General features: G+C 72.6%; 23 protein-coding genes and 1 pseudogene. 16 read left to right on the top strand and 8 right to left on the bottom strand.

What is annotated here, in order from left to right; all coding sequences use genetic code 11:
• Positions 1-145: 145 nt before the first annotated feature.
• Complete coding sequence (locus ACIPK3_RS07275; protein ID WP_402567080.1) at positions 146-1,267, top strand: GlxA family transcriptional regulator; 1,122 nt, start codon at positions 146-148, stop codon at positions 1,265-1,267.
• Positions 1,268-1,326: 59 nt separating this feature from the next.
• Here ACIPK3_RS07275 and ACIPK3_RS07270 read toward each other — a convergent pair whose 3' ends face one another.
• The gene (locus ACIPK3_RS07270; RefSeq protein ID WP_402567079.1) at positions 1,327-1,803 is read right to left on the bottom strand and encodes a hypothetical protein; all 477 of its coding nucleotides are present in this window, start codon (positions 1,801-1,803) and stop codon (positions 1,327-1,329) included.
• A gap of 205 nt (positions 1,804-2,008) precedes the next feature.
• On the opposite strand from ACIPK3_RS07270, the gene ACIPK3_RS07265 reads away from it, so the two are divergent.
• Positions 2,009-2,668: a peptide deformylase gene (locus ACIPK3_RS07265; RefSeq protein ID WP_402567078.1), complete on the top strand. Its 660-nt coding sequence runs from the start codon at positions 2,009-2,011 to the stop codon at positions 2,666-2,668.
• Between the two features lie 26 nt (positions 2,669-2,694).
• Here ACIPK3_RS07265 and ACIPK3_RS07260 read toward each other — a convergent pair whose 3' ends face one another.
• Positions 2,695-4,128 carry a dihydrolipoyl dehydrogenase family protein gene (locus ACIPK3_RS07260; protein WP_402567077.1) on the bottom strand — a complete coding sequence of 478 codons (1,434 nt, stop codon included), beginning with the start codon at positions 4,126-4,128 and terminating at the stop codon, positions 2,695-2,697.
• A 130-nt stretch (positions 4,129-4,258) separates the two neighbouring features.
• On the opposite strand from ACIPK3_RS07260, the gene trxA reads away from it, so the two are divergent.
• The gene (gene trxA, locus ACIPK3_RS07255; protein WP_402567076.1) at positions 4,259-4,645 is read left to right on the top strand and encodes a thioredoxin; all 387 of its coding nucleotides are present in this window, start codon (positions 4,259-4,261) and stop codon (positions 4,643-4,645) included.
• 115 nt (positions 4,646-4,760) lie between these two features.
• Here the strand turns inward: trxA and ACIPK3_RS07250 are convergent.
• Positions 4,761-5,700 (bottom strand): annotated as a pseudogene (locus ACIPK3_RS07250) (LacI family DNA-binding transcriptional regulator); the annotation flags it as partial.
• Between the two features lie 63 nt (positions 5,701-5,763).
• Positions 5,764-6,456: a TetR/AcrR family transcriptional regulator gene (locus ACIPK3_RS07245; RefSeq protein WP_402567075.1), complete on the bottom strand. Its 693-nt coding sequence runs from the start codon at positions 6,454-6,456 to the stop codon at positions 5,764-5,766.
• A 100-nt stretch (positions 6,457-6,556) separates the two neighbouring features.
• Here ACIPK3_RS07245 and ACIPK3_RS07240 point away from each other — a divergent pair, with 100 nt between their 5' ends.
• Positions 6,557-7,114: an NADPH-dependent FMN reductase gene (locus ACIPK3_RS07240; RefSeq protein WP_402567074.1), complete on the top strand. Its 558-nt coding sequence runs from the start codon at positions 6,557-6,559 to the stop codon at positions 7,112-7,114.
• Between the two features lie 65 nt (positions 7,115-7,179).
• Here ACIPK3_RS07240 and ACIPK3_RS07235 read toward each other — a convergent pair whose 3' ends face one another.
• Complete coding sequence (locus tag ACIPK3_RS07235) at positions 7,180-8,061, bottom strand: LLM class F420-dependent oxidoreductase (protein WP_402567073.1); 882 nt, start codon at positions 8,059-8,061, stop codon at positions 7,180-7,182.
• Between the two features lie 218 nt (positions 8,062-8,279).
• Between ACIPK3_RS07235 and ACIPK3_RS07230 the strand changes: the two genes are divergently transcribed.
• The 6 genes from ACIPK3_RS07230 to ACIPK3_RS07205 all read left to right on the top strand — a co-directional run bounded on the left by ACIPK3_RS07230 (position 8,280) and on the right by ACIPK3_RS07205 (position 14,407).
• Complete coding sequence (locus ACIPK3_RS07230; RefSeq protein ID WP_402567072.1) at positions 8,280-9,257, top strand: alpha/beta hydrolase; 978 nt, start codon at positions 8,280-8,282, stop codon at positions 9,255-9,257.
• A 150-nt stretch (positions 9,258-9,407) separates the two neighbouring features.
• Positions 9,408-10,436: a helix-turn-helix domain-containing protein gene (locus ACIPK3_RS07225; protein ID WP_402567071.1), complete on the top strand. Its 1,029-nt coding sequence runs from the start codon at positions 9,408-9,410 to the stop codon at positions 10,434-10,436.
• A 107-nt stretch (positions 10,437-10,543) separates the two neighbouring features.
• Complete coding sequence (locus ACIPK3_RS07220; RefSeq protein WP_402567070.1) at positions 10,544-11,977, top strand: amidase; 1,434 nt, start codon at positions 10,544-10,546, stop codon at positions 11,975-11,977.
• A gap of 25 nt (positions 11,978-12,002) precedes the next feature.
• Entirely contained in the window at positions 12,003-12,221 is a 219-nt protein-coding gene (locus ACIPK3_RS07215; RefSeq protein ID WP_402567069.1) for a hypothetical protein, read from the top strand.
• Positions 12,222-12,375: 154 nt separating this feature from the next.
• Positions 12,376-13,869 (top strand): SPFH domain-containing protein, encoded by a 1,494-nt coding sequence (locus ACIPK3_RS07210; RefSeq protein ID WP_402567068.1) that lies wholly within the window; start codon positions 12,376-12,378, stop codon positions 13,867-13,869.
• Between the two features lie 91 nt (positions 13,870-13,960).
• Positions 13,961-14,407 (top strand): type II toxin-antitoxin system PemK/MazF family toxin, encoded by a 447-nt coding sequence (locus tag ACIPK3_RS07205; protein WP_402567067.1) that lies wholly within the window; start codon positions 13,961-13,963, stop codon positions 14,405-14,407.
• Here ACIPK3_RS07205 and ACIPK3_RS07200 read toward each other — a convergent pair.
• Positions 14,392-15,216 carry a TIGR02452 family protein gene (locus tag ACIPK3_RS07200; RefSeq protein ID WP_402567066.1) on the bottom strand — a complete coding sequence of 275 codons (825 nt, stop codon included), beginning with the start codon at positions 15,214-15,216 and terminating at the stop codon, positions 14,392-14,394. The two genes, ACIPK3_RS07205 and ACIPK3_RS07200, sit on opposite strands and share 16 nt — an antisense overlap.
• A 289-nt stretch (positions 15,217-15,505) precedes the next feature.
• Here ACIPK3_RS07200 and egtA point away from each other — a divergent pair, with 289 nt between their 5' ends.
• The 5 genes from egtA to ACIPK3_RS07175 are packed head-to-tail and all read left to right on the top strand — an operon-like array spanning position 15,506 to position 20,137.
• Positions 15,506-16,798: an ergothioneine biosynthesis glutamate--cysteine ligase EgtA gene (gene egtA / locus ACIPK3_RS07195; protein ID WP_402567065.1), complete on the top strand. Its 1,293-nt coding sequence runs from the start codon at positions 15,506-15,508 to the stop codon at positions 16,796-16,798.
• A complete protein-coding gene (gene egtB / locus ACIPK3_RS07190) occupies positions 16,795-18,123 on the top strand; it encodes an ergothioneine biosynthesis protein EgtB (protein WP_402567064.1) in 1,329 nt (442 codons plus the stop codon). The genes egtA and egtB overlap by 4 nt, the downstream gene beginning before the upstream one ends.
• The gene (gene egtC / locus ACIPK3_RS07185) at positions 18,123-18,902 is read left to right on the top strand and encodes an ergothioneine biosynthesis protein EgtC (protein WP_402567063.1); all 780 of its coding nucleotides are present in this window, start codon (positions 18,123-18,125) and stop codon (positions 18,900-18,902) included. The genes egtB and egtC overlap by 1 nt, the downstream gene beginning before the upstream one ends.
• Positions 18,899-19,861, top strand: coding sequence for an L-histidine N(alpha)-methyltransferase (egtD, locus tag ACIPK3_RS07180; protein ID WP_402567062.1), 963 nt, complete (start codon positions 18,899-18,901; stop codon positions 19,859-19,861). The genes egtC and egtD overlap by 4 nt, the downstream gene beginning before the upstream one ends.
• Positions 19,862-19,921: 60 nt before the next feature.
• A complete protein-coding gene (locus ACIPK3_RS07175; protein WP_402567061.1) occupies positions 19,922-20,137 on the top strand; it encodes a dodecin in 216 nt (71 codons plus the stop codon).
• A 78-nt stretch (positions 20,138-20,215) separates the two neighbouring features.
• On the opposite strand, the gene ACIPK3_RS07170 is transcribed toward ACIPK3_RS07175, so the two are convergent.
• Entirely contained in the window at positions 20,216-20,707 is a 492-nt protein-coding gene (locus tag ACIPK3_RS07170; protein WP_402567060.1) for a hypothetical protein, read from the bottom strand.
• A 74-nt stretch (positions 20,708-20,781) separates the two neighbouring features.
• Between ACIPK3_RS07170 and ACIPK3_RS07165 the strand changes: the two genes are divergently transcribed.
• Entirely contained in the window at positions 20,782-21,789 is a 1,008-nt protein-coding gene (locus tag ACIPK3_RS07165) for an LLM class flavin-dependent oxidoreductase (RefSeq protein WP_402567059.1), read from the top strand.
• A gap of 7 nt (positions 21,790-21,796) precedes the next feature.
• Here ACIPK3_RS07165 and ACIPK3_RS07160 read toward each other — a convergent pair whose 3' ends face one another.
• Positions 21,797-24,274, bottom strand: coding sequence for an ATP-dependent Clp protease ATP-binding subunit (locus ACIPK3_RS07160; RefSeq protein ID WP_402567058.1), 2,478 nt, complete (start codon positions 24,272-24,274; stop codon positions 21,797-21,799).
• Between the last annotated feature and the right edge of the window lie 33 nt (positions 24,275-24,307).

Raw genomic sequence — 24,307 nt, 5'->3', positions numbered from 1 at the left:
ATCCGCGCCTTTCTTTCGTCACGTATTCGACCCGTATCGGATCAGCTCGTCGCCGGGAGGTCTCCCGGTGCGACACGGTCCACGATCCGGCAGACCGGCCCGCAGTGGTGTTGGCCGTCGGGCCACCATGTGACAGGATCTGGCCATGAGTGCGACACCGACGGCGACCGTGACGGACGAGCCGGACCGGACGGCAGAACGGGACCACCGGCCGAAAGCGGCCGGCGCGGCGCGGGTAGCGCCCCGACGGCACCGGGTCGCGGTGCTCGCCCTGCCCGGCGTCCCACCCTTCGAACTCGGCATCCCCTCCCGCGTCTTCGGCAGCGTGGAGGACGCCGAGGGCCGCCCGCTCTACAAGGTCACCGTGTGCACCGCCGACGGCGCCCCCGTGCTCAGCGACGCCGGCTTCACCGTCCAGCCCGCGGCCGGTCCCGAGGCCCTCGCCGCGGCGGACACCGTGATCATCCCGCCCACGCACGCCATGCCGGAACTCGGCCACGGCGGCCCGCTGCCCCCCGAGGTCACCGCGGCCATCGCCGGCATCCGGCCCGGCACCCGGTTGGTGTCCATATGCACCGGGTCCTATGTGCTCGCCGCGGCCGGGCTGCTCGACGGCCGGCCCGCCACCACTCACTGGAACCTGGCCCCGGAGTTCCGCCGGGCCTATCCCGCGGTCAAGGTCGACGAGGATGTGCTCTTCGTCGACGACGGCGACGTGCTGACCTCCGCGGGCGTGGCCGCCGGTGTCGACCTGTGCCTGCACATGATCCGCCGCGACCACGGCGCGGCCGCCGCCAACCGGGCCGCCCGCATGTGCGTCGTACCGCCCTGGCGGGACGGCGGACAGGCCCAGTACATCGACCGCCCGGTTCCCGAACCCACCGTCGCCAGCACCACCGCCACCCGCGCCTGGGCCCTGGAGCGGCTCGGCGAACCGCTGTCCCTCGCCCAGCTCGCCGAGCACGCCCGGATGAGTCTGCGCTCCTTCACCCGGCGGTTCCGCGACGAGGTCGGGATGACTCCGGTGCAGTGGCTCACCGCGCAGCGCCTGGAGTTGGCCAGGCAACTGCTGGAGACGACCGACCTGCCGGTCGACCTGGTCGCCCACCGTGCCGGATTCGGCTCGGCGAACTCCCTGCGCGCGCACATGAGAACCGCCTTCGGGGTGTCCCCTGCCACGTACCGCCGCACCTTCAGCGCCACGGCCGAACAGTCCCCGCCGGACAAGGCACCGACGAACAAGGCACCGACGAACAGCCGCCGGTGAACGGCGACGGGCTCGCTCGGTGTCGTCCGAGCGAGCCCGTCGCCGACAGAGCCCGCCTCTCAGCGGTTGTCGAGCTGAAGGTGGAAGGTGATGCGGTAGCTGTGGTCCGACTGCTCCTCGAAGCAGGCGTATCCCGTCGCGTGGGCGAAGTCGCCCGTGCCGCCCGTCACCGCTTCCTTGAATTCGAGCGGCGACTCGTCGGTGGGCTCGTTCTTGATTCCCTGCGTGGTGATCTGCCCGCGCGGGGTCTCGAAGGTCTCGACGCAGTTCGTGACCAGGTAGGTTTCCTCGACCCGCTGCACAACGCAGGCAGACCCGAACGTTCCGTACGCGCCACCGGTTGCGGTCGAGGTGCTGTTGCCGGCGATGCCGAACCCGTGGCCGACGGGAACGTCGGTGAGCGGGAACCCGTACCTGTCGGTGGCTTCGGTCGTGATTTCCAGAACGGTTTCCTTGTCACCGCCGCCACCGCCACCGCCACCGACGGCACTGGCCACTCCGGCCGGCACCGTGGCCAGTGCCGCGGCGGCGGCCACGGTCGCGAAGGCGGCCCGAAGCCGCCGCCCGCCAATGTTGCGCATGTCTGTCCCTTCGGGGAGAGTTCATTTTCCCTGCTTACCGCAACACTTGTGGTGATTTTTACGTTTTGTCCACCCGGACCGGTTCTCGTTGGGCCACGCGAGAAGGCAATCCACGGGTTGGCCCAACCGGAGCTGGCCGCGGCCGTGGCATGCTGACGTGATGGCAACCTTCCGTGAGCACGGCTCACGTCCGTCCCTCACCGAGCGTGTCGAGGAACTCCTCACCACCGGTGGCCCGTTGCCCATCGTCGCGGCCGGTGACCCGGTGCTGCGCCGTGGAACCGAGCCGTTCGACGGGCAGTTGGCGCCCGCCCTGCTCGCACGCTTCGTGGAGGCACTGCGGGTCACCATGCGTGCCGCACCCGGCGTCGGGCTCGCCGCACCGCAGGTCGGGGTGGAGTTGCGGATCGCCGTCATCGAGGATCCGGCACCCGTGCCGGAGGCGGTACGGCTGGCACGGGGCCGGGTGCCGCAGCCGTTCCGCGCCCTCGTCAACCCGTCGTACGAGCCGGTCGGCCCCGCGCGTGCCGCGTTCTTCGAGGGCTGTCTGAGCGTCCCGGGCTGGCAGGCGGTGGTGGCCCGGCATACCGAGGTGCGGCTCGTCGCCGAGGACGAGCGGGGCCGCGCGGTCGACGAGGTGTTCAGCGGCTGGCCCGCGCGGATCGTCCAGCACGAGACCGACCACCTCGACGGCATGCTCTACCTCGACCGCGCGGAACTCCGCTCGCTGTCGTCCGGCGAAGCGGTCGCGGAGCGCTGGGCGCAGCCCACGCCGGAAGCCGCCGCCGAGGCCCTCGGTTTTGAACTGCCCGGACGCTGAGAACCCCTGCTGACCCCTGAGGCCGGTCAGGCGTCCCGGTATGCCTCCAGGAGGCGCAGCCACACCTCGCTGAGCGTCGGGTAGGACGGTACTGCGTGCCACAGGCGGTCGACCGGGACTCGGCCGACGACCGCGACGGTCGCCGAGTGGATGAGTTCGCCGACACCGGGGCCGACGAAGGTGACGCCGCGCAGGATCTCCTCGTCGAGGTCGACGACCATACGGGCGCGGCCCCGGTATCCGTCGCCGTACAGGCCCGCGCCGGCGACCGAGGAGAACTCGACGTCGACGGGCTTGACACGGTGGCCGGCCTGTTCCGCCTCGGCCAGGGAGAGGCCGACGGCGGCGGCCTCGGGGTCGGTGAAGACGACCTGGGGCACGCCGGCAAGGTCGGCGGTCGCGCTGTACGCGTCCCAGGGCGCCGGGTCGAGGAGCGGGTCGCCCTGGGCGCGGGCGGCGATGGCGGCGCCGACGATGCGGGCCTGGTACTTGCCCTGGTGGGTGAGGAGAGCGCGGTGGTTGACGTCGCCGACCGCGTAGAGCCATTCGCTGCCGGTGACGCGGAGGCTGTCGTCGACCGGAAGCCAGGAGCCGGGTTCCAGGCCCACCGTGTCGAGCCCGATGTCGCCGGTGCGCGGGACACGGCCGGTGGCGAAGAGGATCTCGTCGGCCTCGACGCGGTCACCGGCGTCGGTGACGGCCACGACCGTGCCGTTCTCCCTGGTGACGGAGGCTACGGAGGTACCGGTGCGGACGTCGACGCCCGCTTCCGAGAGCGCTTCGGCGATCAGTTCGCCGGCGAAGGGCTCCATGCGGGCAAGCAGACCCTTGCCGCGGACCAGCAGGGTGACCTGGGATCCCAGGGCCTGCCAGGCGGTGGCCATCTCGGTGGCGACCACGCCGCCGCCCACCACGATCAGCCGGTCGGGGGCGGCCTGGGCGCTGGTGGCCTCGCGGCTGGTCCAGGGCCGCACCTCGGCGAGTCCGGGCAGATCGGGCAACTGGGCGCCGGTGCCGGTGCAGACGGCGACCGCGTGCCGGGCGGTCAGGGTGGTCACCTCGCCGTCCGGGCCGGTCACGGTGACCGTGCGGGGCCCGGCGAGACGGCCGTGGCCGCGGTGGAGGACGGCTCCGATGCCGTCCAGCCAGTCGACCTGGCCGTCGTCCTTCCAGTGCGAGGTGAAGTAGTCCCGGCGGGCAAGGACCGCGGAGGTGTCGAGGGGGCCCTGGACGGCCTGGCCCAGGCCTGGCAGGCGGCGGGCGTCGGCGCGGGCGATGACCGGCCGCAGCAGTGCCTTGCTGGGCATGCAGGCCCAGTAGGAGCACTCGCCGCCGATCAGCTCGCTCTCCACGACCGCGGTGGACAGGCCGGCCGCGCGGGTGCGGTCGGCCACGTTCTCCCCCACGGGCCCGGCCCCGAGCACCACGACGTCGTACGCGATGGATTCCGTTTCCGTCATGGGCCCAGTGTGGTGGGTGGTGTGCGTGTCGGCCACATGGGTACGCGCGCGGAATAGGTACCCGGGTCGCCGTGTTGTGCGGACGGTTTTCGGGACGGATCGCCCCCACGGCAGGAAGTAGGAATCACGCATGAGCAGCACTGTGGAGCTGACCAAGGAGAACTTCGACCAGACGGTCACGGAGAACGAGTTCGTCCTGATCGACTTCTGGGCGTCCTGGTGCGGGCCGTGCCGTCAGTTCGCCCCGGTCTACGAGAAGGCCGCCGAGGAGAACCCGGACCTGGTGTTCGGCAAGGTGGACACGGAGGCCCAGCCGGAGCTCGCGCAGGCCTTCGGCATTCAGTCCATCCCCACGCTGATGATCGTCCGTGACCAGGTCGCCGTGTTCGCCCAGGCGGGCGCGCTGCCCGAGGCCGCCCTGACGGACGTGATCGGACAGGCCCGGAAGCTGGACATGGAGCAGGTCCGCAAGGAAGTCGCCGAGCAGCAGGCGCAGGCCGGGCAGAGCGGCGAGTGACTCTCCGGGTCAGGTGACCCTCCGGGGGGAGTACGCACGCCCGGTACTCCCCCCCGGGTGTCGGTGGCCGTGGCCTCTGCCGGGGCGTGAGGTTCTTCGGCGGCTCCGGCCGTCGGCTGGAGTCCCGGTGCACCACGGTCGCCCCGAGCACCTGGTGCGTCTCGGGGGCGGTGGCGGGGTCGCGGTCCGCGCGGTCGACGAGTTCGGCCAGGTCGCGGGCGGAGGGCAGTGCGACACGGACCGTGCTGAGCCGGGGCCGTAGCAGTCGCCCGAGCATCAGGTCGTCGGCGCCGACGAGCGCCGTGTCCTCGGGGACGCGGACGCCTGCGTCCTGGAGGGCGCGCATCAGGAGCATCGCGTACTCGTCGTTGTGGGCGAACACGGCGTCCAGGGCCATGTCCCGCCAGCGAGCGGCGAGTCCGGCGGACGCGCGCTCCTCGTGGGTGAGGGGAAGCTCGGTCACCGTGGCGTCCGTGCCTCGCAGCGCCCGGCGCACGCCTTCCAGGCGGGCCCGGGAGAACACTTCCAGGCCGGGCTCCGTGGGTACGACCACGCCGATCCGGCGCCTGCCGCGGGCGAGGAGGTGGGCGCCGGCGTGCTTGAGCACGGCCACTCCCCGGGGGCCGAGTCCGGTGCCGGGCACGAGTGCCGCGACCGGCCGCAACTCGGCCCAGCCGTGGGCTGATTCGTCGTCGTGCGGCCCGGCGGGGCCGTACTGCACCACCGGTTGTCGAGGCGGCCGAGAGCCCGCTGGAGTTCGTCGGAGAAGTGGCCGTAGAGCCGGCCGACGGAAGCGGCCGGGGTGGGTATCGGAACCATGCGGCTGTGTCCGGCGCGCAGGGTGCGGGCGGCGGCGTGGGGCACGTACCGAGTTCCTTCGCGGCTTCGCGGACGCGGCGGCGGGTGGGTTCGCTGATGCGTGCGGCGCGGGTGTTGTTGAGGACGCAGGAGACGGTCGCGTGCGAGACGCCGGCCAGGCGGGCCACATCGGCGCTGGTGGGGACGGCTCGCGGTGCGGGCGACGCGGGCGGGGGCGTGTTCGGTATCTGCACCATGACGTACCGCATCCTGGCAGAGCCTCTGAGTGATCTTGACCGGTGGTCGCTTCGTACGCGACGTCAGGCGGGCGTCTCCGTACGGGCGATGCGGTCGACGAGATCGTTCCAGCCCGCCTCAAGGCGCTCCATCGGCATGCCGCACTGCCGTGTCAGATGGCTGATCAGGGCCGGATCCAGACAGGCCAGCAGCGGTCGGGCCAGGAGGTCGCAGTCGGCGTCCGGGTGGATCTGCCGCAGCAGCATCACGACATGGGTGTGCAGCGCCTGGACCGAGGGGTGGGAGAAGCGTCGCTCCGCCTCCGGCTGGGCCGCGAGCTGGAGGTCCAGCTGTTCCGCCGCGCGGTACAGCACCGCCACGCCGAAGGCCCGCAGCCGCTCGGCCGGGGGCGCCCCCGGGCCCAGTGGCGGGGGGCCGCCGAGGAAGTCGGCCTGAAGCCGCCGGGCCGTGTGGTCGAGGAGCGCGGTCAGCAGTCCGGTGCGGTCCCCGAAGCGCCGGAAGACCGTTCCCTTGCCCACTCCGGCCGCCGCGGCCACCGCCTCCATCGTGACTCCGGCGACACCGTGCTCCGCGATGAGCAGGGCGGCGGCCTCCAGGAGCCGGGCCCGGTTGCGGGCCGCGTCGGCGCGCAGGCCCGGCTCAGCGGGCCCCATGCCGACCTCCAGCAGCCGCGGCGCGGTCAAGGGGTCCTCGGAGGGCTGCGTGGGCTTCGGGAAGGGCGGCGGCGCGCTGGGCATGAACACAGCGTAAAGCACGGGGAAGAAAAGTGGACCGCGGTCCGGTTAGGGTGGTACAACAATAAACGGACCTCGGTCCGGATCGTAACGGCACTGTTTCAGCCCCTTGGAGTCCCCCATGTCTGTTCGCATCCTCGCGCTCGTCGGCAGCCTTCGCGCCGGTTCGACCAACCGCCAGCTTGCCGAGGCAGCCGCCAAGCACGCACCCGAGGGCGTCGAGATCGCGCTGTTCGAGGGCCTCGGCGACATCCCCTTCTACAACGAGGACATCGACGCCGAGGGCAGCGTCCCGGAGGCCGCCACCCGGCTGCGCGAGGCCGCGCGGGGCGCCGACGCGTTCCTGCTCTTCTCCCCCGAGTACAACGGCACCATCCCGGCCGTCCTGAAGAACGGCATCGACTGGCTGTCCCGTCCCTACGGCGCCGGGGCCTTCGGTGGCAAGCCGGTCGCCGTGGTCGGCACCGCGTTCGGCCAGTTCGGCGGCGTGTGGGCGCAGGACGAGGTCCGCAAGGCGGTCGGCATAGCCGGTGGCAAGGTGCTGGAGGACGCCAAGCTGTCCATCCCGAGCTCGGTGACCCGCTTCGCCGAGACCCACCCGGCGGACGACGCCGAGGTCGCCGCCCAGCTGACCGAGGTGGTCGCGCGCCTGCACGGCACCGTGGGCGCGACCGCCTGACCCCGCCCCGTACGAGCGCCTCGGGGGCCGTGGCTCACGGAGCCGCGGCCCCTCACGCATGCCCGTCAATCCAGCTCGGCCAGCCGCTCGACCGCCGGGGCCGCGAACCGTTCGATCCATCCCGCCGGCTCGCCCGTGAACGGGAAGACGACGACGGTGTCGATGCCCAGCTTGGCGTAGCCGCCGATGTCGCCCAGGAACGCGTCGAGGTCCTCCGCGGTGGCCGACCCGCCCATGTAGCCGATGGTCTTGCGGATCGTGTCGTAGTCCCGGCCCAGCGAGTCGCAGTGCCCGCGCAGCACGTCGAGCTTGTGCCGCAGCTGCTCCGGTGACGTGGCGATCAGGTTGCAGGCGTCGGCGTACCGGGCGACCAGCCGCAGGGTCTTCTTCTCCCCGGTACCACCGATCATGATCTCCGGGTGCGGGGTGCTGAGCGGCCCCGGCACGCACAGTGTCTCGGCGAGCCGGTAGTGCGTCCCCTCGAACGGTCCGTCGTTCTCCGGGTCCCACATCTGCCGGCAGATCCGCAGGGTCTCCTCGAGCCGCTCGAACCGCTCCGCGAGCGGCGGGTACGGCACACCCAGACCGTGGTGCTCACGGTCGTACCAGGCCGCGCCGATGCCCAGCGTGGCGCGGCCGCCGGACAGCACGTCCAAGCTGGTGACGATCTTGGCGAGGAGGCCCGGGTGACGGTACGTCACACCGGTCACCAGGGCCCCCAGGCGGACCGTGGAGGTGTGGCCCGCGAGATAGCCGAGGGTGGTGTAGGCCTCCAGCATGGGGTCCTCGGCGCCGCCGTTGATCTCCATCTGGAAGTAGTGGTCCATCACCGAGAGCCAGCTCACCCCCGCCGCCTCGGCCGCGGCGCCGGCGGTGGCCAGTTCGGTGGCGAGCGCGGAAGCGCCCGCGGCATGGTTGAACCGGTTGATGTGCACGCCCACCCGCATGTCCGTCTCCGTTCCGCCCAGGGCACCCAACGACAGGTGTGACATTAGGACTTGGAGGTTCATCGGGGAGGCCTCCTCCAGCGTTCCTGAAGCGGGGTCCGAGCGGGATCCCGCCGTGCGGCGGTCAGCTCCCGCCGCCCGGCGGTCCCCGGACCGGCCGCCGGGCGCGGATCATGGTCGTACGAGCCGCTACGACGACCACCCCGCAAGGAGTAGGCATGACCTCGGCACCGCCGCCCCCGTTCGATCCGGAACTCGCCGCCGCCCTGGACGCCATGAAGGACCTCGTCTCGCCGGGGCTCACCCTGGAGGAGATCGACACCATCCGGCAGGGTCCGGCCATGGACCTGCTCGGGGCGATGGACCTCACCCTGGACGGGACGTTCGAGGTGGAGGACCGGGAGGTGCCCGGACCGGAGGGCGCGCCCGCCATATCGCTGCTGATCTGCCGGCCGGTGGCCCCCGCGGCCGACGGTCCGCTGCCCGTCGTCTACCACGTCCACGGCGGCGGCATGATCGTCGGAAACAACAGGGTGGGTGTGGACTTCCCGCTGGCGTGGGCGGAGGAACTGGGCGCGGTGGTGGTGTCGGTGGAGTACCGGCTCGCACCGGAGCATCCGTACCCGGCGCCGGTGGACGACGTGTACGCGGGTCTGCTGTGGACCGCCGAGCACGCCGAGGAGATCGGCGGCGACCCCGAGCGGATCGTCGTCGCGGGTGCGAGCGCGGGCGGCGGCCTGGTCGCGGCCCTCGCCCTGCTGCTGCGGGACCGCGGTGGTCCGCGGCCGATCGGGCAGCTGCTGATGAGCCCGATGCTCGACGACCGCAACGACACCCCGTCCAGCCACCAGATGGCGGGCGTCGGCGTCTGGGACCGTACGGCGAACGAGACCGGCTGGACCGCCCTTCTCGGCGAGCGACGGGGTGGCCCGGACGTCTCGCAGTACGCCTCCCCGGCCCGCGCCACCGACCTGTCCGGGCTGCCGCCCGCCTTCCTCGACGTCGGCTCGGCGGAGACCTTCCGGGACGAGGTCGTCGACTTCGCGTCGCGGATCTGGCAGGCGGGCGGCGTGGCCGAACTCCACGTCTGGCCGGGCGGCTTCCACGGCTTCGACGGCTTCGTCCCCCAGGCGGCGATCTCCCGCTCGTGCCGGGCGGCCCACCTGGACTGGTTGCGAAGGCTGCTGGCCGGCTGACCACGGCGGGCCCCGGCACCCCGATGAACGCGGCCCGGATCCGGTCGCCCGGAGCCGTGCGGGGCGGCTCCTTCGTCGACCGCCCGCGAGGAAGCCGTCGACGCCGGTCGGGAGTCATCGAACGGAATGGCGATGTCGCATGATGACGGTATGAAAGAACTGGCCGGACGGCTGACCGCGTTGGATCCCGATGCCGGTGCCGCCGTACGGGTCATCGCCTACTTCGACAGCCTGGTCGAGACGCGGGCCGGTCTGGAGGCACTGGTGCGCGGGGCCGCCGTACTGTCCGGGCGGCCGGCGCGGCTCGTCGACGCGGAGCGGCGGGTCAGGATGCGGGTGGAGCCGGACGGCAGGCGGGTGGAGCCGGAGGGGGTGCCCGACCCGGTGTGGCCGTCCGCGCCGCTGGCGCCCGACGGGCCCGAGGCGCTGTGGCTGGAGCGGGCCGAGCCCGGCCCGAACGTCGTGGACGCGGTGATCCTGGAACGGGCGGCCGCTGCCCTGCGGACCGTGCTCGACCGCACCCGTGGCCGTGCCCCGGCCGCACCGGCCGACGATCCGGCGCTGGTGGAGACGGTGCTGGACGCCTCGGCGCCCGAACCGGCGCGGCTGCGCGCGGCCCGCAGCCTCGGCCTGGACACCACCGACCCGGGCGTCCGGGCGCGGGCGATCGCGACGTCCGACGGCCCGCCCCGGATCCTGGCCGCCCCGGCGGACGGCAGGGGGACCGCCTACCCCGGCCTGCCGCCCGGACGGGTGGGGGCCGGGCCCGCCGTGCCGGTACGGGACCTCCCCCGCTCCTGGGCCGCCGCCCGTACGGCACTGCGGTTCACCGCCGGGGGCGACGCTCGCGATCCTGGTCAACGGGTGGTGTGGGCCGACGAGTTGGGTGATATCGCGTTGCTCGCCGGTCTCGTCGCACCCGGTGCCGAGCCGCCGGCGGACGTGAGGGCCGTGGACGCGGCCGCGGCGGACGCCCCCTGGCTGCCGGGCACGCTGCACGCGGTCGTGTCGACGGCGAGCCTGCGCGCCGCGGCCGCCGAGATCAACGTGCACCACTCCACGCTCCAGGACCGGCTGACCCAGGCCGAACACCTGCTGGGCTGGCAGCTGCGCACCCCGCAGGGCCGATTCCGGCTGCAACTGGCTCTGACCATGCGCCGGTTGGCCCACGGCCGGTAGACCGGTCGGCCGACACGGCCGAATGCCACCTGCGTGAAACCTTTACTCGGCCGCACTTCTGGGAGTTACTCTCCGGTAGACATCGTGCATCCGGAGGTGGTCCCGCAATGACGCTCGACCGTGCCCAGGGCCTGGCCGAGTCCGCCCGCGCACTCGCCGCGGGGGAGGTGAGCTCCCGTCGGCTGGTCGAACAGACTCTCGCCCGCATCGCGGCCACCCAGGGCTCCCTCAACGCCTTCCGGATCGTCCGGGCCGAGGCGGCGCTCGCCGAAGCGGAGGCGGCGGACCGGGAACTGGCCGCCGGAGCCGCCGGGGCCGGGCGGCCGCTGCTCGGGGTGCCGGTGGCGGTGAAGGACGACATGGACGTGGCGGGCCATCCCACGGCGTTCGGCTGTCCGGGCGACTTCCCGCCGGTGGCCGAGGACGGCGAGGCGGTACGGCGGCTGCGCGCGGCCGGTGCCGTGATCGTCGGCAAGACCAACACCTGCGAGCTGGGGCAGTGGGCGTTCACCGAGGGACCCGCGTTCGGCGACACCCGCAACCCCTGGCATTCGGACCACACTCCGGGTGGTTCGTCCGGTGGTTCGGCGGCGGCCGTCGCCGCGGGCCTCGTCCCGGCCGCGCTCGGCTCGGACGGTGCCGGCTCGGTACGCATCCCGGCCTCCTGGACCCATCTGATCGGCATCAAGCCGCAGCGTGGCCGCATCTCCACCTGGCCGCGCGGCGAGGCCTTCCAGGGCATCACGGTCAACGGCACGCTGGCCCGGACCGTCGCCGACGCGGCCCTGCTGCTCGACGCGGCGAGCGGCAACCACGCCCATGACCCGCACCGGCCGCCCGCGCTGACCGCCTCGGAGGCGGTGGGCCGGGACCCCGGGCGGCTGCGCGTCGCACTGTCGCTGAAGCCGCCGTTCACCGCCGTACCCGCCCGCCTCCAGCCGGAGGTGCGGGCCCGGATCCTCGAACTGGCCGGGGAGCTGGCGGCGCTGGGCCACAGCGTCGAGGAGGCGGACCCGCCCTACGGTCAGATCGGGCTGACCTTCGTGCCGCGCGCCACGGCCGGTATCGCCGAGTACGTCATGGAGACCCCCGATCCCGCGCTGCTCGACCCGCGCACCCGGGAGGCCGCCCGGCTGGGCCGGCTGCTCGGCGGGGCCCCACTGCGGGTGGCCCGGCGCGCGGAGGCGGCGCTGCACCGGCGGATCGGCGCGTTCTTCGGGTCGTACGACGTGGTCCTCGCCCCGACGACAGCCGCTCCCCCGCCGCGCATCGGCGCGATGAACGGCCTGAGCGGTCTGGCCACCGACCGTGCCATGATCGCCGCCTGTCCGTACGCCTGGCCGTGGAACGTCCTGGGCTGGCCCGGCGTCAACGTCCCGGCCGGGTTCGTCGCGGGCGGACTGCCGGTCGGTGCCCAACTGCTCGGACCGGCCAACAGCGAGGCACTGCTGGTCTCCCTCGCCGCCCAGCTGGAGTCGAGACTGGGCTGGCACGAACTGTGGCCGCCGGACCACACGTTCGCCGACTCCCCGGTGGCATGACGGCGCCCGGCCGTACCCTGTGGCCATGGACGATGCGTCGATGGTGGGGCTCATGGGGCGGGTCACCGGAACGATCGGGCCCGGACTCGTCGGAGAGGTGATGGTCCGGGTGCGCGGGGGCGCGGAGCATTTCCTCGCCTACGCCGCGGACGGCGCGAACCGGATCGAGCGGGGCACGGTGGTGATGGTGGTGGAGTACCTGCCGCCGAGGACCGTCTACGTCACTTCCGCGTACGGCGGTTGAGCCTGCTCGCGGGCGACAGTTGAGCGCGTTCCGCCGCAGGTGAGAGCTACGTATCAAGATTGCGACAAGGATCCGTCAACGTCTTCAGTACGGGCCCCCGCGAGAGCACACTCCCTTCGTTCGGTGCCGAAAGGGCACCATCCAAAGGGGGCGTATGCCGATGGTTGTCGGCGTCGTTGCGGGGGCGGCGGTCGTTGCCGTCCTCGTACTGATCGGTGTGTTCAAGTTGATGTGGCGGGTCGCCGAGCCGAACGAGGCGCTCATCATCTCCGGCTCGAAGCACCGTACCGAGGGTATTGAAGAGGGCATGGGCTTCCGCATCGTCACCGGTCGCGGCACGCTGGTGCTGCCCGGGGTGCAGGCGGTGCGCAAACTCTCCCTCGACCTGAACGAGACCGAGTTGTCGGTCGACTGCGTGACCCACCAGGGCATTCCGCTGAAGGTGCGAGGCGTGGTCATCTTCAAGGTGGGCGACGACTTCGTGTCGATCGCCAACGCGGCCCGCCGCTTCCTCGACCAGCAGAGGATGATGTCGGAGCGGGTGCACAACGTGTTCGCCGGTCATCTTCGTTCCATCGTGGGCGGGTTGACGGTCGAGGACATGATCCGCGACCGGGAGAAGCTCACCGGACAGACCCGGGCGGCGTGCGGTACGGAGATGGAGAAGCTCGGCCTGATCGTCGACTCCCTCCAGATCCACGAGATCGAGGACCCGACCGGCTACATCCAGAACCTGGCGATGCCGCACGCGGCGGCCGTCCAGCGGGACGCGCGCATCGCGCAGGCGGAGGCCAACCGTCTCGCCACCGAGGCCGAGCAGCAGTCGTTCGCCCGGATGGCCGAGGCCACCCGGGACAGCGAGATCCTTCAGGCCGGTTACCAGGCCGAGCGGGACAAGGCGGCGGCCCACGCCCAGCAGGCCGGTCCGCTCGCCGGGGCGGCCGCCCGGCAGGAGGTCGTGGTCCAGGAGACGCGGGTGGCCGAGTTGGAGGCGCACCGGCGGGAGCAGCAACTCCAGGCGGACGTGCGCAAGCCCGCGGACGCGAAGGCCTACGAGAAGCGCACGCTGGCCGAGGCCGAGCGTGACGTACGGATCTCGGCGGCCCAGGCCAAGGCGAAGGAGACGGAACTGGCGGCGGCGGCCGAGGCGACCCGGGTCAAGACGGCCGCGGGCGCCGAGGCGGAGGCGACCAAGACCCGGGGTTCGGCCACGGCCGCGGCGACCCGGGCCACCGGTGAGGCCGAGGCGGCCGCGGCACAGGCCAAGGGTCTGGCGGACGCCGAGGCGACCAGGGCCAAGGGTCTCGCGGAGGCGGAGGCCATCAAGGCCCGGGCCGCCGCCCTCGCCGAGAACCAGGAGGCGGTCGTCGCGCAGCAACTCGCCGAGAACTGGCCGGAGATCGTGAAGGCGGGCGCGTCCGCGTTCGGCAACGTCGACAACATGGTGCTGCTCAACGGGGCCGACGGCATGGCCGACGTGTTCGCCAAGGCGCTCACCATGGGCGGCACCGGCCTGGGGCTGGCCCGCCAGCTGCTGTCCTCGATGAACCAGAACGGCCAGAACCAGAACGGCCGGAGCCCGGGCGGGACTTCGGCTCTCAACGGGAGCGCGGCACCGGCGGCGCAGAAGGTGCAGGTGGAGGAGTAGCGGTCCCGCACGGACCGCGAGGGGCGCCCGGCCGGACCTTCCGGCCGGGCGCCCTTTCTCACAGGTCGGGGCCCTGCCTTAAGGTGCCCCCGTGACTGCGTTTACCGATGAGAACGTCCCGGGCCGGCACGGTCCCACCGCCACCGTCGAGGCCGACCCGAACGAGGTGGGCCGGGTGCGCACCGAGTACTCGCCGGCGCACGACGGTGACCCGGACCCCGGTGAGATCGTGTGGACCTGGGTGCCTTTCGAGGAGAACGACGGGCGGGGCAAGGACCGGCCGGTGCTGGTCGTGGCCCGGGAGGCGGCGGGCACCCTCCTCGCCGTGCAGTTGTCCAGCAAGCGGCATGACGACGACCGGGAGTGGGTGCCGATCGGCAACGGGCCGTGGGACCGGTCCGGACGGGACTCGTGGGTGGACGTGGACCGCGTGCTGCGGCTGCACGAGCAGGGCATGCGCCGGGAGTCCTGTGCACTGGACCGCGGTCGGTTCAACCTGGTCAGGAACCGGTTGCGGGAACGCTACGGCTGGAGCTGAGGCTCCGGGAAGGCCCGTTCGAACGCGGCGCGCACCACGGCCTTCGGGGTGCGGTCCAGCACCCCGAACACGATGTGCTCGAAGGTCCCGGCGAACCGCCCGCCGGGGACGAGCAGCGCACGGAAGGCGGCCGCCACCCGCGCCGGGTCGTTCTGGAAGACGCCGCAGCCCCAGGCGCCGAGCACCAGCCGCCGGTAGCCGTGGGCCGCGGCGGTCTCCAGCACCCGCTCGGCACGCGCGGACAGGGCGCGCGGAAGCTCGGACGCCCGCTCCGGCGTGGTCCGCGTGACGACCCCGGCATTGGGTGCCGCGGCGGTCAGGAACCCGGCCGTGAACGGCTCGTCGAGGAGCCGGCCGTGGTCGTCCCGGAAGACGGGTACGGCGGGTGAGTGAATGACACGGTCGGTGTAGAACGGGTCCCGGTGGGCCCGGTGGTGGTCGTAGAACTCGCGGGCTTCGAGCAGGCAGGTGTACAGCGCGGAGGCGCGGCACAGGGCCTCCTCCTGGGCCTGCGCGCCGTTCAGGAAGCCGCCGCCGGGGTTGCGGGCGGAGGCGAAGTTCAGGACGGCGACGGAGCCGGGCATGCGGCGGGCGGCCTCCAGGCTGCTCTCGCCGGTGACCTCGACGCGGGTGGTGGTCGCCGGGACGTCGGGGACGGACACCGGGCCGGGCCCGTGCATCCGGGTGCCCGCGCGGGCGGCCCCGATCTCCGCCGTGAGCGATACCTCGTGTCCGCCCGGGGCACGGTAGACCCCTGCGGCGACGATCCGTTCCGTCTCCTGGGCGACACCGCGCAGGCGCGCACTCATGGCGCCACCCCCGTGTGCGCCATGACCGCGCGCCGCGCGGCCTCCCCCGTCGTGCTCATGAACGCATCGTGTGCGATTCCGGTCCGGCCGCGCAACAGAGTTTTCGCCCCAGGAAACACAGGGGAAACATGGGTTACCGAACGCGAACGCCCCGAAGTGCCCCCTTGTGCGAATGAGCACAAGAGTCTTGGGTGGATGAGTGCCGCCGAGCCGGTGATCGAACGCTCGACCGGTGGCATCACGGAATCTTTGAGAGGATCCCGATATGTCCCATATACCCGGGGTCGCTATGACGGGCGGCCGAACCAGACCGCGCACCTCCGTCACCGAGGCCGAGGTCGAAGCCCTCGTCCGGGGTATCTGCTTCAAGAACGGGCCGCCCCGCACCCTCGGGGTCGAAGTCGAATGGCTGGTCCACGAGCCGCGCCGGCCACAGGTGCCGCTGTCACCCGCACGGCTCAAAGCGGCCTACGCGGCACTGCGTGCCGTACCCCTGAGATCGGCACTCACCGTCGAACCCGGTGGTCAGTTGGAGCTGAGCTCGCCGCCCGCCGCCTCCCTGATGGAGTGCATCGACACCGTCTCCACCGACCTGGACGCCGTACGCGCCCGGCTCGCCGGGGACGGCCTCGGCCTCCTGGGCATCGGCCACGAGCCCTGGCACACCCCCCGCCGGTTCCTGCACCAGCCCCGCTACGACGCCATGGAGACCTGCCTGGACCGCACGGGGGTCGCCGGGCGGCACATGATGTGCGCCTCCGCTTCCGTCCAGGTGTGCGTGGACGCCGGACACGCGGAGCCCGGCCCGCTGGGCCATGTCCGCCGCTGGTGGCTGGCTCATCAGCTGGGCCCGGTCCTGGTGGCCGCGTTCGCCAACTCCCCACTGCTCTCGGGACGCCCCACCGGCTGGTTGTCCACCCGGCAGTTGCTGTGGATGGAGATCGGCCCCGGCCGCGCGGGCGCTCCTCCGCTGGACGGGGATCCGCGCGCGGCCTGGACACGGCACGCCCTGGACGCCCCCGTCATGTGCGTACGGCGCGAGGAGGGGCCGTGGGACGTGCCCGAGGGGCTCACGTTCCGTGAGTGGATCCGCTCCGGGGCGCTCAGGCCACCCACCCGGGACGACCTCGACTACCACCTCACGACGCTGTTCCCGCCGGTCAGACCGCGCGGCCACCTGGAACTGCGCATGATCGACGCGCAGCCGGGCGACGACGGCTGGATCGTGCCGCTCGCCGTGACAGCCGCCCTGTTCGACGACCCGCAGGCGGCCGAGTTCGCGTACCGCACCCTGAAGCCGCTGGCCGAGCGGGCCGTCACGCCGCCCGCCCCGCACAACGCGCTGTGGCGTGACGCAGCTCGGGGCGGTCTGGCCCACCCCGAGCTGCACGAGGCCGCCGTCGCCTGCTTCACGGCGGCACTCGAGGCGCTGCCCAGACTCGGCGCGAGCAACGCGGTCACGGGCGCCGTCGCCGAGTACCTCGACCGCTATGTCGCGCGGGGCCGATGTCCCGCCGACGACCTGCTGGACCCCTTGCGCGGCACGCACGACCGCGCCCATGGGAAGGACATCCGCACATGACCGCCCCCGACACGGAGACCGGTGTCGACGCCGAGGCGCTGCGTGCGCGCGCGTTCGCCTCGCTGACCACGGCCCGCGCCCGCACCACGCTGCTGACCAGCTGTGTCGAGGAGCCCGACCTCACCGGCCAGCACTCGCCGCTGATGTCCCCGCTGGTGTGGGATCTCGCCCACATCGGCAACCAGGAGGAGCAGTGGCTGCTGCGGTCGGTGGGTGGCCTGGAGGCGATGCACCCCGAGATGGACAGCCTGTACGACGCCTTCGAGCACCCGCGCGCCGAGCGGCCCAAGCTGCCGCTACTGCCTCCCGACGAGGCCCGCCGGTACGTGGCGGAGGTCCGCGGACGCGCCCTGGACCTGCTGGAGAGCACGGCGTTCCACGGCACCCGGCTGACCGAGGCGGGATTCGCCTTCGGCATGATCGCGCAGCACGAACAGCAGCACGACGAGACGATGCTGATCACCCATCAGCTACGGAAGGGGCCGCAGGCCCTGACCGCGCCGGACCCCGACCCGGCGCCGCCGTTCGCCGGACCCGCCGAAGTCCTGGTCCCCGGCGGCCCGTTCACCATGGGAACCTCCACCGAGCCATGGGCGCTGGACAACGAGCGCCCGGCGCACCGGCGCGAGGTGGCCCCCTTTCACATCGACACCACCCCGGTGACGAACGCCGCCTATCAGGCGTTCATCACGGACGGCGGCTACGAGACGGAGCGCTGGTGGGCTCCGGAGGGCTGGGAGCACATCCGGCGACACGCCATCACGGCACCGCTGTTCTGGCGGCGCGAGGGCGGGCAGTGGCTGCGCCGCCACTTCGGTGCCACCGAGGTCGTACCGCCCGACGAGCCGGTGGTGCACGTGAGTTGGTACGAGGCGGACGCCTATGCCCGCTGGGCCGGGCGTCGGCTGCCCACCGAGGCGGAGTGGGAGAAGGCGGCGCGTCACGACCCCGCCCGGGACCGCTCGACTCGCTACCCGTGGGGCGACGCCGATCCCGGGCCCGAGCACGCCAACCTCGGCCAGCGGCATCTGCGACCGGCTCCGGCCGGCAGCTACCCCGCCGGTGAGTCCCCGCTCGGGGTGAGGCAGTTGATCGGCGACGTGTGGGAGTGGACGGCGAGCGACTTCCTGCCGTACCCCGGCTTCGCCGTGTTCCCGTACAAGGAGTACTCGGAGGTGTTCTTCGGTCCCGAGCACAAGGTGCTGCGCGGCGGCTCGTTCGCCGTGGACCAGGTGGCCTGCCGCGGCACGTTCCGCAACTGGGACTACCCGGTGCGGCGGCAGATCTTCTCCGGATTCCGCACCGCACGCTCGGCGGACGCCTGATGTGCCGTCACCTTGCCTATCTGGGGCCCGAGGTGCCGATCGGCCGGCTGACCTCGGACCCCCCGCACGGTCTGTACCGGCAGTCGTGGGCACCGCGGCGCCAGCGCCACGGAACGGTCAACGCCGACGGGTTCGGCGTGGGCTGGTACGCGCCGGGCGATCCGGTACCGGCCCGCTACCGGCGGGCCGGGCCCATCTGGGCGGACCCCTCCTTCACCGACCTGGCTCGGGTGGTGCGCAGCGGCGCGGTGCTCGCCGCGGTGCGTGACGCGACCCTGCCCGGCGCGGACGGGGAGGCCGCGGCGGCGCCGTTCGCCGCGGACCGCTGGCTGTTCAGCCACAACGGCGCGGTCGCGGGCTGGCCCCAGTCCGCCGCGCCACTCGCCCCCGGACTGCCCCCGGTGGACCTGCTGTCGATGGAGGCGCGCACCGACTCGGCGTTCGTCTGGGCTCTGGTCCTGCACCGGCTGCGGGCCGGCGACGAGCCGGGACGGGCCCTCGCCGACACGGTCCAACAGGTCGCCGAGGCGGCCCCCGCCTCCCGGCTCAACCTGCTGCTCACCGACGGCTCGACCATCGCCGCCACCGCCTGGGGCGACACCCTCTGGTACCTCTCGGAGCCCGGCCGGCACACCGTCGTGGCCTCCGAACCGCACGACGACGACCCGCACTGGCAAGAGGTCCCCGACCGCACTCTGCTCACCGCGAGCCGCACCGGCGTACTGCTCACCCCGGTCGGAACCCCGGCATCCGCACCACCGAAGGAGCCCTGTACGTGAGTCCCCTTCTCGTCACCCGCACCCTGCCCGAGGACGCGACGGACGCCGCGCTGCGCGCCGACGTCCAGGTCGGCCTGACCTCCACCCCGAAGACGCTGCCGCCTAAGTGGTTCTACGACGCCCGGGGCAGCGAACTCTTCGAGAAGATCACCGAACTGCCCGAGTACTACCCGACGCGGGCCGAGCGCGAGATCCTCGCCGCGCGGGCCGGTGAGATCGCGGCGGCGTCCGGCGCCCGCACCCTGGTGGAACTGGGCTCCGGTTCCTCGGAGAAGACCCGCTATCTGCTCGACGCGCTCACCGCTCTGCACACCTATGTCGCGGTGGACGTGAGCGAGAGCGCGCTCGTCCAGGCCGGGGAGGCGATCATGGCGGAGCGGCCGGGGCTCGCCGTGCACGCCCTGATCGCCGACTTCACCGCCCCGCTGACGCTGCCCGACACACCCGGGCCCCGGCTGGTCGCCTTCCTCGGCGGCACCATCGGCAACCTGCTGCCCGCGGAACGCGCCGCGTTCCTCACCGCGGTGCGCGGGCTGCTGTCCCCGGGCGACGCGCTGCTGCTCGGCACCGACCTGGTCAAGGACGAACAGGTGCTGGTCAGGGCGTACGACGACGCGGCCGGGGTGACGGCGGAGTTCAACAAGAACGTCCTGACCGTCGTCAACCGCGAACTGGGCGCGGACTTCGACCCGGACGCCTTCGCCCATATGGCGGTGTGGAACACCGGGAACGAGTGGATCGAGATGCGGCTGCGCTCCCGCACGGCGCAGACCGTGAAGATCCCGGCGCTCGGCCTGGCCGTGGAGTTCGCGGCCGGTGAGGACCTGCGCACCGAAGTGTCGGCGAAGTTCCGCAGGGAGGGCATCGGCGCCGAACTGGCGGCGGGCGGGCTGGAGCTGACCCACTGGTGGACGGACCCGGAGGGCCGCTTCGCGCTGTCGCTGAGCACGGTCCGGTAAGTCGCGCGCCGCCCGGGCATACGGCACCGTGGAGTGACGTCATGGTGGAGAGGAGTACCCATGTCCAACCACACCTACCGGGTCACCGAGATCGTCGGCACCTCCCCGGAGGGGCTGGACCAGGCGGTCCGCAACGGTATCGGCCGGGCGGCCCAGACCCTGCGCAACCTGGACTGGTTCGAGGTGACGCAGGTCAGGGGCCAGATCGAGGACGGGCAGATCAGCCACTGGCAGGCCTGTATGAAGGTCGGTTTCCGCATCGACGACGAGGCCTGAGACGCGGAGTCGACGACGGGGCCCGAGACGCGACCTGCCTTGCCTGACCGGACCCCGGCCGTCGGCCGCCGGGCCGGTTCAGGTCCGTCCCTCGCGCTCCTGCCCGTCCTCCAGTGCGGCGGACCGTTCGGCCCAGTCCGCCCGTACGACGGTGAAGCCCGCCCGCTCGGCGTCCTCGCACACGAGGGCGTCGTCGTCCACGAGGACGCGGATCTCGCGGTCGCGGGCCAGCCGCCCAAGGATCTCCCGCTTGGTGAACCGGGCGCCCCGGCGGTCGGAGTCCCGCCGCATGAAGACCCGCCCCTCGGGCAGCCCGTGCGCGCCGAGCCACTCCAGCGTGTCGCGCCGGCAGCGCTCGGGCCGCCCGGTGAGGTAGACGACCTCGCACTCCCGCGCGCACTCCCGCACCAGCGCCACCCCCTCCGCGAGCGGCTGGTCCTGAGGCGCCGCCGCGAAGAACCCGTCCCAGTCCCGTGGCGTGCGCTCCAGGAACAGCTGCCGGTGCGCGGTGTCGGCGAGCGTGTTGTCGAGGTCGAACACGGCGAGCGGGGGTTTGCTGCTGTTGGTCACCAGAACACCCTAGGTCGACGGGGGCGGCCGGGGGAACGCGGGAATGCCCCGGGCCCGGCGCTGTTGATACGCGTGTGAGCTCACTTGTCGCCCGGACCCCGTTCTCCGTCCTCGACCGCTCGCGCACCCGGCAGGGGCGTCCGCAGGCCGAGGCGCTGCGCGACACGGTCGCGCTGGCACGGGAGGCGGAGGCGCTCGGGTATCACCGGTTCTGGGTCTCCGAGCACCACGGTGTTCCGGGGGTGGCCGGGTCGGCGCCGACCGTGCTCGCGGCCGCCGTGGCCGGGGCGACGCGCACGATCCGGGTGGGCACCGGCGGCGTGATGCTGCCCAACCACCGCCCGCTGGTCGTGGCCGAGCAGTTCGGGGTGCTCGAGTCGCTGTTCCCGGGGCGGATCGACATGGGTCTGGGCCGTTCCGTGGGCTTCACCGACGGAGTGCGCCGGGCCCTCGGCACCGGCAAGGACGAGGCCGAGGACTTCGCGGCGCGACTCGACGAGCTGCTGGGCTGGTTCGCGGGCACCACGCCCACCGGGGTGCACGCGCGTCCGGCGGAGGGGCTGCGGGTGCCGCCGTTCGTGCTGGCCATGGGCGAGGGCGCTCGGATCGCGGCCCGCGCCGGACTGCCCATGGTGATCGGCGACCTGGGGAACCCGGAACGGATGCTGCGCGGCATCGACCGCTACCGGACGGACTTCCGCCCTTCCCCGTGGGCGCGGGAGCCGTATGTGGTGGTGTCCGGTGCGATCGCGGTGGCCGCCACGCCCCAGGAGGCCAGGCGGCTGCTGGTGCCGGAGGCGTGGTCCATGGCGTACTCACGCACCCGTGGCACGTTCCCGCCGCTCGCCCCGGCCGAGGAGGTGGAGGCCCGCACGATGACCGCGAAGGAGCGCGAGCTCTTCGAGTCGTGCCTCAGCGGCCGGCTCGCCGGGACCGAGGAGCAGGTCGCCGACGAGCTGGAGCGGGTGCTGAAGGAATCGGGTGCCCAGGAGGTCCTGGTGACCACGAGCACGTACGACCGCGCGGCGCTGCTGGACTCCTACCGGCGGCTCGCCGGGATCGTACGGCGGGCGGGAGGCTGAGCCCCGGCTACCCGGCCTGCGCGGCCGGCTGTTCGGTGCGGATCACGATCTCCCCGTCCGCCGCGTCCACCACGGCCCGGTCGCCCGCGTTGAGGCCGCCGGACAGCAGCAGGTCGGCGAGGCGGTCGTCCACCTCGCGCTGAATGGTGCGGCGCAGCGGGCGGGCTCCGAAGTCGGGCTGGTGGCCGATGTTGGCCAACAGGGCGGCGCCGTCGTCGGTGACCTCCAGGGCGACGTCCTGGGCATGCAGCCGGCGCCGGGTGTGTTCGAGGAGCAGGTCCACGATCTGGCGCAGCTGGGTGCGGTCCAGGCCGCGGAAGACGATGATCTCGTCGATGCGGTTGAGGAACTCGGGCCGGAAGTGCTGCTGGAGGGCGGGCATGACGGCGTCGCGGACCTTGGTGTAGTCCTCGGTGCCGGCGGCCAGGATGCGTTCGGCGCCGATGTTCGACGTCATGATGACGACGGTGTTCTTGAAGTCGACCGTGCGGCCCTGGGAGTCGGTGAGCCGGCCGTCGTCCAGGAGCTGGAGCAGGGTGTTGAAGACGTCGGGGTGCGCCTTCTCCACCTCGTCCAGCAGCAGCACGGCGTACGGCTGTCTGCGCACGGCCTCGGTGAGCTGGCCCGCCTCGTCGTGGCCGACGTACCCGGGAGGGGCGCCGATCAGCCGGGAGACGGTGTGCCGCTCCTGGAACTCGCTCATGTCCAGGCGGATCATGCGGTGTTCGTCGCCGAACAGGGCGGCGGCGAGCGCGCGGGCCAGCTCGGTCTTGCCGACGCCGGTGGGGCCGAGGAAGAGGAAGCTGCCGACGGGGCGGGTGGGGTCGCTCATCCCGGCGCGGGCGCGCCGTACGGCGCGGGCCACGGCGGTGATCGCCTCGTCCTGTCCGACGACCCGCTCGTGGAGGTGCTCCTCCAGCTTCATCAGCCGCTCCCGCTCCTCCTCGGTGAGCTGGGAGACGGGGATGCCGGTGGTGCGGGAGACGACCTCCGCGATGTCCTCGGCGGTGACCTTGGGCGCGTGCTCGTCCGTCTTGCCGAGTTCGGCCCGCTCGGTCTCGGCCTCCTTGATGCGGTCGCGCAGTTCCCGCGCGCGCTCGTACTCCTCGTCGGCGACGGCCTGGTCCTTCTCCCGGCCCAGTGCGGCGATCCGGTCCTCGACCTCGCGGGTGTCGGCGAGCGGGGTGCGGCCGCGCAGCCGGACCCGGGCAGCGGCCTGGTCCATCAGGTCGATGGCCTTGTCGGGCAGGAACCGGGAGGTGATGTAGCGGTCGGACAGCTCGGCCGCGGCGACCACCGCCTCGTCGGTGATGCGGACCTGGTGGTGGGCCTCGTAGCGGTCGCGCAGGCCGCGCAGGATCTCGATGGTGTCGTCCACGGTCGGCTCGCCGACCAGGATGGGCGCGAAGCGGCGCTCCAGCGCGGCGTCCTTCTCGATGTGTTTGCGGTACTCGTCCACGGTGGTGGCGCCGATGAGGTGCAGTTCACCGCGGGCGAGGGCGGGCTTGAGCATGTTGCCGGCGTCCATGGCCCCCTCGCCCCCGGCCCCGGCACCGACGACGGTGTGCATCTCGTCCAGGAACAGCACCAGTTCGTCGCCGTGCTCGCGGACCTCGTCGAGCAGCTTCTTCAGCCGCTCCTCGAACTCGCCCCGGTACTTGGTGCCGGCCACCATCCCGGCCAGGTCCAGCGAGACCAGCCGTTTGCCCTCCAGGGTCTGGGGCACCTCCCCGGAGGCGATGCGCTGGGCGATGCCCTCCACGATGGCGGTCTTGCCGACACCTGGGTCGCCGATCAGTACGGGGTTGTTCTTGCTGCGCCGGGAGAGGATCTCGATGGTCTGCTCGACCTCCTCGTCCCGCCCGATCACCGGGTCGAGGCGTCCGGCGCGGGCGTCCTCGGTGAGGTCCCGGCCGTATTCGTCGATGGTGGGCGTGTTGCTGGGCCTGCGGTGTTCGGCGGTGGTCTCCGCGGGGATTCTGGTCGGTTCCCAGCCGCTCTCGGCGAGCTCCCGCCCGGCCGTGGACTCCGGGTTCGCGGCGATGGCCCGCAGCAGGTGTTCGGGGCCGATGTAGGAGGCGTCCTCGGCACGGGAGATCTGGTAGGCGTCGAGCAGGACGCGTTTGGCGGCCGGGGTGAGGGTGGCTGGCTCGCTGCGTTCAGCGCCCTGTGTGCCGCTGGTGAGGCGCTCGCGGATCCGGTCGGGGTCCGCGCCCGCTTCTACGAGCAGGCGCCGGGTCGAGTCGTGGCGGGTGGCGGCGGCCAGCAGATGCCGGGCGTCGAGTTCGTCGCCGCCTTCCGCGGCGGCGATCTCCCGCGCGTCGGCGACCAGTTCACGGGCCCGTTCGGAGAGCAGACTGCCGATGTCCACCGTCTGCACACGCCGGGCGTGCGAGGCCGGTCCCGCGCCACCGAAGAAGCGGTTCATCAGATTGTCGAAGTCTTCAAAGGGGCTGCGTCCGAAACCGAATCCGGGTGTAGTCATGAGACGGGCCTTTCTGGATCATCACACATAGCT

Source organism: Streptomyces sp. NPDC086787, from assembly GCF_044745865.1.
Lineage (GTDB): Bacteria > Actinomycetota > Actinomycetes > Streptomycetales > Streptomycetaceae > Streptomyces.
The sequence above is the reverse complement of the archived record's forward strand: the minus strand, read 5'-3'. Positions and strand labels throughout refer to the sequence as shown.